This window comes from Clostridium intestinale (genome assembly GCF_035905475.1).
Classification (GTDB): domain Bacteria; phylum Bacillota; class Clostridia; order Clostridiales; family Clostridiaceae; genus Clostridium_T; species Clostridium_T intestinale.
This window is the reverse complement of sequence record NZ_CP121166.1, coordinates 2,007,034-2,019,301: the sequence shown is the minus strand read 5'-3', so window position 1 is coordinate 2,019,301 and position 12,268 is coordinate 2,007,034. Positions and strand designations below refer to the sequence as shown.

11 protein-coding genes are annotated in these 12,268 nt (G+C 32.2%); 9 read left to right on the top strand and 2 right to left on the bottom strand.

Features of this window, described 5'->3' with window-relative positions; all coding sequences use genetic code 11:
- The first annotated feature begins 53 nt into the window (after positions 1-53).
- From P8F83_RS10425 to P8F83_RS10390, 8 genes are all read left to right on the top strand, one after another.
- Positions 54-779 carry a MurR/RpiR family transcriptional regulator gene (locus P8F83_RS10425; protein WP_326514540.1) on the top strand — a complete coding sequence of 242 codons (726 nt, stop codon included), beginning with the start codon at positions 54-56 and terminating at the stop codon, positions 777-779.
- Between the two features lie 197 nt (positions 780-976).
- Positions 977-2,566 (top strand): PTS transporter subunit EIIC, encoded by a 1,590-nt coding sequence (locus tag P8F83_RS10420; protein WP_326514539.1) that lies wholly within the window; start codon positions 977-979, stop codon positions 2,564-2,566.
- 20 nt (positions 2,567-2,586) lie between these two features.
- Positions 2,587-3,915 carry a 6-phospho-alpha-glucosidase gene (locus P8F83_RS10415; protein WP_238902404.1) on the top strand — a complete coding sequence of 443 codons (1,329 nt, stop codon included), beginning with the start codon at positions 2,587-2,589 and terminating at the stop codon, positions 3,913-3,915.
- 13 nt (positions 3,916-3,928) lie between these two features.
- Positions 3,929-4,414, top strand: coding sequence for a PTS sugar transporter subunit IIA (locus tag P8F83_RS10410; RefSeq protein WP_326514538.1), 486 nt, complete (start codon positions 3,929-3,931; stop codon positions 4,412-4,414).
- A 65-nt stretch (positions 4,415-4,479) separates the two neighbouring features.
- Positions 4,480-5,094 (top strand): bifunctional 2-keto-4-hydroxyglutarate aldolase/2-keto-3-deoxy-6-phosphogluconate aldolase, encoded by a 615-nt coding sequence (locus P8F83_RS10405; protein WP_326514537.1) that lies wholly within the window; start codon positions 4,480-4,482, stop codon positions 5,092-5,094.
- Position 5,095: 1 nt separating this feature from the next.
- Positions 5,096-6,100: a sugar kinase gene (locus tag P8F83_RS10400; RefSeq protein ID WP_326514536.1), complete on the top strand. Its 1,005-nt coding sequence runs from the start codon at positions 5,096-5,098 to the stop codon at positions 6,098-6,100.
- Between the two features lie 10 nt (positions 6,101-6,110).
- Entirely contained in the window at positions 6,111-7,829 is a 1,719-nt protein-coding gene (gene ilvD, locus P8F83_RS10395) for a dihydroxy-acid dehydratase (RefSeq protein WP_326512706.1), read from the top strand.
- 691 nt (positions 7,830-8,520) lie between these two features.
- The gene (locus P8F83_RS10390) at positions 8,521-9,639 is read left to right on the top strand and encodes a TMEM165/GDT1 family protein (protein WP_326514535.1); all 1,119 of its coding nucleotides are present in this window, start codon (positions 8,521-8,523) and stop codon (positions 9,637-9,639) included.
- A 95-nt stretch (positions 9,640-9,734) separates the two neighbouring features.
- Here P8F83_RS10390 and P8F83_RS10385 read toward each other — a convergent pair whose 3' ends face one another.
- Complete coding sequence (locus tag P8F83_RS10385) at positions 9,735-10,664, bottom strand: AraC family transcriptional regulator (RefSeq protein ID WP_326514534.1); 930 nt, start codon at positions 10,662-10,664, stop codon at positions 9,735-9,737.
- A 142-nt stretch (positions 10,665-10,806) separates the two neighbouring features.
- Here P8F83_RS10385 and P8F83_RS10380 point away from each other — a divergent pair, with 142 nt between their 5' ends.
- On the top strand, positions 10,807-11,547 hold the full coding sequence (locus P8F83_RS10380) for an SDR family oxidoreductase (RefSeq protein ID WP_326514533.1): 741 nt from the start codon (positions 10,807-10,809) through the stop codon (positions 11,545-11,547).
- A 131-nt stretch (positions 11,548-11,678) separates the two neighbouring features.
- Here P8F83_RS10380 and P8F83_RS10375 read toward each other — a convergent pair whose 3' ends face one another.
- Entirely contained in the window at positions 11,679-12,188 is a 510-nt protein-coding gene (locus tag P8F83_RS10375; RefSeq protein WP_326514532.1) for a flavin reductase, read from the bottom strand.
- Positions 12,189-12,268: the final 80 nt, after the last annotated feature.

Here is a 12,268-nt window from a genome sequence, read left to right as displayed (position 1 = left end):
CAATGTAGTTGTGATATTATAAAAAGAGCATCATAAATTACAGGAGGTAGGACATGGAGTTTGATATTTATAAGCTTGCTGATAATTATAAGTTAACTGAAGTTGAGAGACAGCTACTTGAATATATATTAAAAAATATAGATAAGGTATTAAATATGGGAGTAAGGGAAGTTGCAAATATTAATTATACTTCTACTGCCACCATAATTAAATTATCAAAAAAGTTGGGATATACAGGCTACACTGATATGGTGTATAGACTTAATTTCATTATTAAAAATCAAAAAAAGAATCAAGATAGAACTTCAGATATTACCAGTTTCATAGAGGAGATTGAGAAGGAAAACATAGATAGTTTTATAAATATGCTTGTAAAAAATAGGGATAATATAATTCTTATAACAGCTACTGGTTTTTCAGATCCTATTGCAGAATTTTTTTGGAGAAAGCTTTTGGTTTTAGGATTTAAATGTATTAAAACTAACTCATATGGAGTGTACGACAGCAATCAGATAGGTGGGTCATTAGTTATAGGTATATCTAAAAGTGGTGAAACAGAAAGTGTAACAAAGGTTATAGATTATGCAGTTAAAAATAATTTAGAGGTAATTACTTTTACAGGAAGACCTATGGATTATATGGCAAAAAAATCAACTCTCCATTTTTCAATATTAGATGATAAACAATTAGATGATAGAAATATAACTGCAAATTATTTTTATGCTAGGGTAATGATAATAATAGAATATTTACTAGATAAAGTGATGAAAAGTTTGTGATTCATGTAAAATAGCCGTTTGAGAAAGGTTTTCTTAAACGGCTATTTTTAATCTGAAAAGGTAAACATGTTTACTTTTTGGTCAACATGTTACTGAAAGGGTGAAAACTATTAACAAGCAGATTTAATAATGTTATTCTAGGTTCAAGGTAATTACCAGAGATAAAACTTAATAAGTAGGTAGAGGAGAAGATTTAAATGAAGGATAAGATTCTTAATAGTATGCAAAAGTTTGCCAAAGCTATGATTGGCCCGGTCTTATTTTTACCAATAGTGGGAATGTCTATCGCATTAACTGCCGTTTTTACTAATACAACCTTTGTTACTGAAAAGGGAGCAATTTGGACAATAGGAAAGTTTTTTAATGGAATGTTAAATCCTATTATGGGGAATTTAAGTATTCTATTCTGTGTAGGAATAGCTATGGGAATGGCTAAAAAGAAAAAAGCAGAAGCTGCTTTTGTAGCTCTTATGTCTTATATATTATTTTTAGGTGCAAATAGTAGATGGTTAGAGTTATCAGGAAAGATAATCAAAGGAGATACAGCAGGTGCTTTATATGGAACAGGTCAAACTATTCAACTTGGTTTCCATGTAACCGATATGGGTGTTTTTTTAGGAATGATTTTAGGTGTACTTGTTGCAGTAGTTCACAACAAATATGGAAGCAAAGAATTTAAAGGGGCTATGGCTCCTTATGGTAACAGTAAACTTGTATTTGTTGTAATGATTCCAGTAATTGCGGTATTTAGTATTTTGGCTACTTATGTTTGGCCAACTATTGCAAATGGAATAACAGCTTTAACAGGATTTATGAGTTCAGCAGGAGCTTTAGGTGTATTTGTATATGGATTCTTGAATAGATTTTTAGTTCCAACAGGACTACATCATTTAATTTGGTCACCATTCCTTTATTCAGCAGTGGGAGATCAGATGATAATAAGTGGTGAAAATGTAATAGGCGCAAAACCAGTATTCTTAGCACTCCTTAATGATCCAACAATAACTATGATGCCTGATTCAGCAAGATTTTTAACTTATGGGTTAGTTAAAACCTTTGGAGTTATTGGAGTAGCCTTAGCATTCTACTTTACAGCTAAAAAAGTTAAACGTAGCAACTTAAAAGCTCAATTAATTCCATCAACTTTAACAGCTGTAATAGCTGGTATTACAGAACCACTTGAATTTACATTTATATTTGCAGCACCATTATTATGGTTTGTATACTCAGTTATTGATGGATTATTTCAAATGTTTGTTTATATATTCAATGTAAGGGTTTGTGCAACAAATGGTATTTTGGATTTCTTAGTTATAAACTTGCCTGCTGGAGTAGGTAAAACACATTGGCCTATGTATGTATTAATAGGACTTGTTGAGATAGTTGTAATATTCTTTGTGTTCAAGTTCATGATTGAAAAAATGAATCTAAAAACTCCAGGTAGAGAAGATGATTCAGACGATATTATAGATTTAAATGAAAATGCAGCAGCAGTAAAAAATCAAATGAAGTCAGCAGTAGTCCAAGATGAGGCTAAAGCAGATAGAGAAAAAGCTCTTACAATAATAAAGGCTTTAGGTGGAAAAGAAAACATATTAACTGTTGAGAATTGTTTTTCAAGATTAAGAGTAGAAGTTGTTGATAACAGCGTAATAGATGAAAAAACTTTAAAAACTACAGGAGCATCTGGAGTTGTAAGAAAAGGAAATAACATTCAAGTAGTCTACGGTCTTACAATAAATAAAATTAGAACAATTGTTGATGAGGCATTAGAAATAAAAGAATAAGAATTTAGGAGGAAGTTGAAATGAAAACATTCAAACTAGTAATTGTAGGCGGCGGAAGCACATATACACCAGGTATCGTAAAAAGTTTACTTTCAAGAAAAGACGAATTTAAAATATCTGAACTTAGATTATACGATATAAATGAGGAACGTCAAAACAAGGTAGGGGTAATAGTAAAAAAGGTTGTTGAGATGTTTGATCCTGAAGTAAAACTTATATTTACTACTAATCCAGAAGAAGGATTTAAAGACGCAGACTTTGTATTTGCTCAAATGCGTGTAGGTTTATATAAATTAAGAGAAGCAGATGAAAAGATTCCACTAAAATATGATGTAGTTGGACAAGAAACCTGTGGACCAGGAGGATTAGCATATGGTTTAAGAACTATATATCCAATGGTTGAGATGATAGATTTCTGTGAAAAATATGCAAGTCCTAACTACTGGATTGTAAACTACTCAAACCCAGCAGCAATAGTTGCAAAAGCTATGCATAAATTAAGACCAAATGCTAGAATTCTTAATATATGTGATATGCCAGTAGCTATTATGAGAAATATGTCTAATATATTAGACTGTGATAGACATGATATTGAGGCAGATTATTTTGGATTAAATCACTTCGGTTGGTTTACTAAAGTAAGAGTAAAAGGTGAAGATAAAACTGAAGAATTAAAAGCTTATGTTAGAGAACATGGCTATATTCCACCAGACTCTAGAAGTGAAGTTAGACACAATGATGCATCATGGCTTCATACATTTGATAATGCTAAATATATAGCAAGAATGTTCCCTAAATATCTCCCTAATACTTATATGCAATATTATCTATTAAGTGACAGCATAGTTAAGGATGCAGATAAGAATCATACAAGAGCTAACGAAGTTATGGAAGGAAGAGAAAAGAAAATATTTGATGCAGTAGATGAATACAATGCTACTGGAGAAATAGATCTTTCACAATTCTTCACAGGAGTTCATGGTGAGTTTATTGTTGAAGTAGCTATGAGTTTAGCATTTGACCTAAGAAAGAGACATTTAGTTATGGTAGAAAACAATGGTGCAGTTAAAAATGTACCAGATGATGCAATGGTAGAGGTTCCAGCATATATAACTAAAGATGGTCCAGAACCAATAAGAGTAGGAGAAATCCCAACTTTCTATAAAGGACTTATTGAACAGCAAGAAGCTTGTGAAAAACTAGTTGTAGAGGCAGCTGTAGAAAATTCTTATGAAAAAGCTCTTATGGCATTCACTATGAATAAACCAGTTCCATCTGCTTTTGTAGCTAAACAAATTTTAGACGATATGATTGAAGCAAACAAAGGCTACTGGCCAGAACTTAAGTAGAAGGTGCAAATATATGTTTAAAAATTTATTTAAGAAGAAAAATGAAAATGCAATGTATGCTTTTTGTGATGGAGAAAGTTTAGACTTAAGCACGGTTAACGATGAAGTCTTTTCTCAAAAAATGATGGGAGATGGAATCGCAATAAAACCAAGTGACACTAAAGTATATGCTCCTTGTGACTCAGAAGTAGTTACAATCATGATGGAAAGTAAACATGCAGTAGGACTTAGAACTAAAGAGGGAATTGAGTTACTAATACATGTAGGAATAGATACAGTAAACCTAAAAGGTGAAGGTTTTTGTATCCACTGCAAAGAAAAACAACAAGTTAAAAAATGTGACTTACTTCTAAGCTTTGATGGAGAAGTTCTTAAAAGAGAAAACTTAGATGACACAATAATGCTAATACTTGCAGAACCTAACGGTCATGAAATAAAAAAATACCATGTTGGGGAAACTATGAAAGCAAGTGAAAGTATTATATTGGAAATAAAATGATATAATAAAAGAAAAAGAATAAGCTTCACTTAAGGTGAGGCTTGTTCCTTTAGGAGGAGTTTTAAATGAGCATAGTTGAAAACATAATGGAGAACAAAATAGTTGCAGTAATAAGAGGAAACGACAAAGAAGAAGCACTAAATATAATAGAGGGAGCCATAGAAGGTGGAATAAAACTTATAGAAGTAACTTACACAAACAAAGATGCCTCAGAAATCATAAAAAGTTTAGTCGAAAAATACAAAGATGTAGTTATAGGAGCAGGAAGTGTTCTAAATGTTGATACAGCTAGAGAAGCTATAAAAGCAGGATCAGAATTTATAGTAGGACCAAACTTTGACGAACTTATAAGCGAATACTGTACAGAAAAAAATGTAGAGTATATCCCGGGTTGTTTTACACCAACAGAAATAGTAAATGCCCTAAACTCAGGTGTTAAGGTTATTAAATTATTTCCTGGGGAAGCTTTAGGCCCAAGTTACATAAAGGCAATAAAAGCACCAATTAAAAATGTTAAGATAATGGTAACAGGTGGGGTTAACCTTGAGAACCTAAATGAATGGTTAAATAGTGGAGCAGATTCAGTAGGAATAGGCAGTATATTAAATGCTGGGACTAACAATGACAGCGCTAAGATAGCAGAAAATGCAAGAAGATTTATGGAGAAGGTAGGGAAATAACATGGGAAAATTTCTTTCAATAGGTGAAATACTTATAAGATTTACTCCAAAGAACTTTGATGTATACGGAAACTCTAACGAGTTTGAGTGTTTTTATGGAGGCTCAGAAGCTAACATATCTTCAATGCTTTCAGCTTGGGAGGTAGAAACTGCTATTCTATCAGCTCTTCCAGATAACGATATAGCTAAAAATGTAAAAAGGTATTTTAGAGGAGTTGGAGTTGACATAAAGAATATTCTAACTAAAGGAGAAAAGATAGGTTACTACTTCTTAGAGAGAAGCTCAGGAGTTAGAAACAGCAGTGTTATATACGATAGAAAACACAGTAGTTTTTCAGAGTTATCTATAGAAGATATAGATATAAACAAGATACTTGAAGGGGTAACCTGGCTTCACTTTAGTGGAATAACTTTAGCAGTTGGGGAAAACTCTAGAGAAATAGTAAGAGAAGTTGTAAAAGAAGCTAAAAAGAGAAATATATTTATAAGCATGGACTTAAACTTTAGAAGCAAAATGGCAACCTTTATGGAAGCTAAAAACTATGCAACAGAATTAGCTCCTTTTGCAGATATATGTTTTGGAATAGAACCAATAATGGTAGATGATAAAGACATAACCATGTTTGATAGAGAAACTTCTACAAAGGAAGATATATTTAAACGAATGCAAAAACTTAAAGAAAAGTTTGGTTTTAAGTATATTTTCCATACAGAAAGACAAAACGATAAAGAAGATAACAACACCTACTACGCTTACGCCCTAGGAGAGGAAGAAAAAGCAGAATCAGTTAAACTTACAACTAAAATGGTTGAAAGAGTGGGAAGTGGAGATGCTTTTGTATCAGGAGTAATCTACTCAATTATGAAAGAGAAAACTCTAAAAGAAGCCATAGACTTTGGAGTAGCAGCAGCAACTTTAAAATGCACTATTAAAGGCGATAGTATGCAAGTAGACCCAAGAGATGTAGAAAAGATAATAGGGGAAAAAAATTCTATAGAGAGGTAAGGTGAAAACTATGTTATATTCTCAAAAGGTAAGAAAAATAGCTCCAGAAATGGATTCTCTAAAAAGAGGAATGGGATGGACTACAGAAGATTTAGAAAAGATGCAGGTAATAGTAGAAAGTACCTATGGTAAAAGCCATCCAGGAAGCGTTCATTTAGATGTAGTAGTAAATGAGGCTATGGAGGAGCTTACAAGTTTAAACATAAAGGCAGCAGACTATTATGCAACAGATATATGTGATGGTCAAGCTCAAGGACATGATGGAATGAACTATTCTCTAGTATCTAGAGAAATAATAGCAGACATGATAGAAATTCATGCAAATGCTACAGGTTTTGATGGAGGACTATTTGTAGCAAGTTGTGATAAAGGAATGCCAGGAAACCTAGTAGCTATGTGTAGAGTAAATATACCTTCAGTAGTAATACCCGGTGGAATTATGAATGCAGGTCCTAATCTTTTAACCCTAAACCAAGTAGGAACCTACAGTGCCATGCATAAAAGAGGAGAAATAACTACAGCTCAATATGATTTCTATAAAGAAAATGCATGCCCAAGCTGTGGAGCTTGTTCTTTTATGGGAACAGCTGCAACTATGCAGGTACTTGGTGAAGCTTTAGGACTTGCTCTACCGGGAGCAGCGCTCTTACCGTCAACCTCAGAAATATTAAAAGAATACACAAGAAAAGCTTCAAGAGCAGTAAAGAGTTTGGTAGAAAAAGGAATAAAAGTATCAGACATAGTAAACAGAAAATCCATAGAAAATGCAATAATGGTTCATGCAGCTATAGGTGGATCAACTAATGCACTTCTTCATATACCAGCTATAGCAAAGGAACTTGATATAGAAATACGCCCAGAAGATTTTGATAAAATCCATAGAAATATACCATTTATACTAAATGTAAGACCAAGCGGACATTGGCCAGCAAACTATGTATTTTACGCAGGAGGAGTACCTGCAATAATGAATAAAATAAAGAAATACCTTCACCTAGATGTTATGACAGTTACAGGTAAAACCCTAGGAGAAAACTTAGAGGAATTCAATAAAGAAGAAGCTTATGGTAAATATTTAGCTTCTGCTCCTAAGATGGACTACACGGAAGTTATCTACGATGCTGAAAGTCCACTAAGTGAAATAGGAGCAGTATCAGTACTTAAAGGGAACCTAGCACCAGAAGGCTGCGTAGTTAAACACTCAAGCTTACCTAAAGGAATGAGAGATATAAAACTAAGTGCTAGAGCCTTTGACTCAGAAGAAGAAGCCTTTGAAGCAACTATAAATGGAGGCATAAAACCAGGAGATGCAATAATAATAAGATACGAAGGACCTAGAGGTTCCGGAATGCCAGAAATGTTCTACACAACAGAAGCCATAGCTTCAGACGAAAAACTAAACTCAACTGTAGCTTTAATAACCGATGGAAGATTCTCAGGAGCAACAAGAGGACCTGCTATAGGACACGTATCTCCAGAAGCAAGTAATGGAGGACCAATAGCTTTAGTTAAAGATGGAGATATAATCCACATAGATATAGAAAACAGAGGAATAAACATAGTTGGAGTAAATGGACAAGAAAAATCAAAAGAAGAGATAGAGAAGATACTAAAAGAAAGAAAAGAAAAATGGACACCAAAACCACCTAAATATACTAGAGGAGTACTTGGCATGTACACAAGTTTAGCCACTTCTGGTATGGAAGGTGGAGTAATTAAAATAAGATAGAGAATAGTAGAAGAGCTTAGCAGATTGTTAAGCTCTTTTTAAATTTAGGGGAAAGAGTATTTTTCTACAGAGAAAACAAATAAATCAGAGGCATGCAGGAGTTTTGAAGCAGTGCAAAAGCGCAGCATCGTTACTCAAAAGCACAGGCGCATTGGAAAAGCGGAAAGGTGGACTGTTGGAGAATAGGAAATTTTCAAAAGTGGAGCATAAGAACAGTACAAAAGTGGTGCATTGGGATGCTGAAGCATAGGAAAAGTGGAGCACTGGAAAAGGGAAACATAAGAACAGTACAAAAGCAGACTGTTGGAAAAGAGGAACAGCGGAATATTGGAGAATAGGAATAGTGAAATGAAAAATATAAAAATTTTATAAGTATTGTGTAAATAAAAAAAATGTGATATTATAACTTTATTAAATAAAATAAGATAGCGTATTTCTAAAAGGGAGTAGCTGAGGCTAGGCCTATAAATAAAATCAACATACTGGAGAAATCCTGGTTTTATTTGCTTTAAAAAGATTAAAGTAGCGAGACTTTTAGATTAGTAGACCTTACTATAGGGTTTATTAATCTAAATATCTCGCTTTTCTTTTGTCTAAAAAACTAAGTAAATTAAAAAAGTACGAATATAAAATGCCCAACATTAAATAATTTGTACTTTTTATTTAAATATGGATATTAAGAGGTGGCCCAATGGTTCAAGAATTGTTAAAAGCATTTATACTTATTTTTATTGCAGAAATGGGGGATAAAACACAGATACTAGCAATGGCATTTGCAACAAAATTTCCAGTTAAAAAAGTTATAGCAGGAATATTTCTAGGATCTTTTCTAAATCATGGACTAGGTATATTGTTAGGACATTATATCTCTAACTTTATTCCAATAAATACAATACAGATAGTTGCTGGTTTTGCTTTTGTAGGATTTTCTCTTTGGACTTTAAAGTCTGATGATGAAGACGATGAGGAAGAAGATAAAAAATCTAAGTTTGGTGCTGTTATAACAGTAGCATTGGCTTTTTTTATAGGAGAGCTAGGAGATAAAACACAATTAACAGCAATAACTTTATCCATAGATGCTGTATATCCTTTAGTTATACTAGCAGGATCTGTTTCAGGTATGATAGCTACAGGTGCATTAGGAATTATTGTAGGCAAAAAGCTTGGAGACAAGATACCTGAGTTTACTATGAAAATAATAGCAGCTTCTATATTTATGTTCTTTGGATTAACTAAGTTATATGAAACCTTACCAGATAGTTATTTGACCCCATTAAATATTATTTTATTTTTAGCTTTATTAGTTGTAGCTGTAGTATTTTTATTAAGACCAGAAATTATAAGACGAAGACAAGGAAGACAAACCTTGTTTAAAAAGACTTCAAAAGATTTATATGACTATTACAACAAAATACAAAGTGATATAGGTGAGATATGCCTTGGAACAGAAAGCTGTGGAAGCTGCAAAGGTAACAGCTGTGTAGTAGGACATACTAAAATACTTATACAAAAAGGATTAAATGAAGGAGAGTTACTGCTTGATGAAAGTGTAGATATTAATGAAAAAACTTTAGAAAAAAAATATGATAAAAATAAGGTTATAGAGAGTTTAATAACAACTTTAGAAGTAATAAAGGATGATCCATCTAATCCAAAGTATGAAAATCTACATAAAATAAGAAAAAATCTTGAAAAAATACTTTTTGGAAAAAGTATAGAAAATATTGAAGTTTGGAGTGATTATTCAAGTAAGTTTACAAAAATGGATTCTGAAATAGCTGATAAAGTTTTTAGTGCCTTAAATAATTAAACAAATAATAATTTAATACTATTATGTTTGAATTAAAGGAGTTGTTGCTCATCTAGAAATCTAGATGAGCAACAACTCCTTTTTATCATTTTTAACTAAAAAACAGATATTAAAGAATCTTTTAATTTTTTAACATCACTTATAGGGGGGAGTCCAAATAATCTAGCATATTCACGACTAAATTGTGAAGGACTTTCATAACCAACTTTAAATCCAGCATCAGCCGCCTCAGTAGTTTCAGAAAGAAGTAAACGACGAGCCTCTTGAAGTCTTATTAATTTTTGGTATTGATGTGGGCTCATTGCAGTTACCTTTTTGAAATGAGTGTGCAATGAAGAAATGCTCATTGAGACCTCTTTGGCTAAAGCTTCAATAGTTAAAGATTTATAGTAGTTACGATTTATTATCTTAATAACTTTAGATATTGCTTGCGCATGGCTTCCTAGCATAGCAAATTGTTTAATTAAATAACCACTTTCATCTTGTAAAACTCTGTAAAGAATTTCACGTGTAATTAGTGGATATAAAATAGGAATATCATTAGGGGTATCTAAAAGTTTTACAAGTCTTAATACAGGTTCTAAAATAGATGATTTAAGTGTATTTACTACAAGACCCCTTCCGATTTCATCATTATGTTTCCACATATCAGGACAATCCTTTACTATGTTTAGAATATCGTCAGGAGAAAAACTAAGTTTAAGTGATAGATATGGAGAATCTTTGGAAGCATCAACTATTTCACCGCATATAGGTAGATGAACAGAGGCTACTAAATAGGTTGCAGGATCATATCTGTAACTTTCTTGAGCTAAAGTTACAATTTTTGAACCTTGCGCAATAATACATATTGATGGGTCATATATTGAGTGAAGAGATTTAAATGGTTTTGCTGAACGAATAAGTTTTAATGCTGGAATTTCAGTATCTTGAATACCTTCTGAGTGAGTATGCAAGTCTATAAATTCAGCTAATGATTTCGTGGATTCAGTACTTATTTGAGTTTTAGTAATTTCTTTAAACATAACACTCATCCTTTTGTGATTAATATAATAATTATAATTTCTTTTGTAGGATTAGGCAATAATACTACAGGAACTGTATACCACTTTAATCTATTTGAATTGTATAATTATTTCAAGAATACTGTTTAAAGGAGATGTAGTTATGAAAAATATAGAAGAGAGAGTTGCTATAGTAACAGGAGCATCAAGAGGAATAGGGAAAACTATAGCTAAACAACTAGCTAGTCTAGGAATAAAGGTAGTAGTTAATTATTCTAGTAGTGAAGAAAAGGCATTAGAAGTAATAGAAGAGATTAATAAAAATGGCGGAGAAGGCATTGCAATAAAAGCTGATATAAGTAAAGTCAGTGAATTAGAAGATTTGTTTAAAAAGACTTTAGAGTCTTTTGGGAGAATAGATATCCTAATTAATAATGCAGGTATAATGAGAACAAAACCTTTATTAGAAATAAGTGAAAAGGACTTCGATGATCATTTTTCTATAAATGTAAAAGGAACATATTTTGCATGTAAAGAGGCTATGAAGCATATGGCTTATAACGGAAGAATTATTAATTTTTCAACTTCTGTTTTAGGTCAAATGTTCCCTGGATATAGTCTTTACGCGGCAACTAAAGGAGCGGTTGAACAAATAACACGTCAATTGGCAAAGGAGTTTGGAGCAAAGAAAATAACAATTAATGCAGTTGCACCTGGTCCAGTAAATACAGAACTTTTTACTACTGGAAAAACAGAAGAACAAATAGAAGGAATGAAAAAGATGAATGCATTTGGGCGTCTTGGTGAAACAGAGGATATTGCAAAAGTAATTGAGTTTTTAATAAGTGATAATTCTAATTGGATAACAGGTCAGACTATACGTGTTAATGGTGGATTTGTTTAATAGGTAAAAATATAGAACTTATAGATGGATACTATAAACTGTTGGATTATAGAGGTAACTATCTAAAATTATTTCCACAGTAAAACTAAGAGGTAATAAAAAGTATGAAGCTTTTTATTACCTCTTTTAAATTATTGTTTTATAAGAACTTTTTGAACCTCTGCGATATACATTGTATGGTAGTCTTTATCTTGATAGAATTTGTCATCAAAACCATCTACAGAAAAGCTTTCAGCTGATAATTCTTGAGCATAAAGTTTTTTACATATAACAGTAAGTTTTGCTTCTTCAAAGTAAGGAGTAGAACCTTCATGTGTTATTGTTAGGTTAGATTTTGATATTTTATCTTCATCTCTTCCAGAGGTGCTGCCTAAATAACCTAACTGTTTTTTAAAGCTGTTATCAAAAAATGTTAATGAAAAAGTATCTGAAGCATCTACAAATTCTTTAGTGTAACGATGAGGTCTTATAAAAATATAAGCTGCAGGTTTACCCCACATAATACCAAGTCCACCCCATGAGGCAGTCATAGTATTTACATTTCCTTCTTTTTCAGCAGTAATTAAAGTCCAATCACTGCCTATAAGTTTAAATGGGTTTTCGGTTAATTCTTCTGGTTTGATTTCTACGAATGTACTCATAATATATCTCCCTTCATGTTTTAAGTAATTTAATAACATTTTACCATAATATGTTCTTATTAAAAATAAGGGGGTTAATA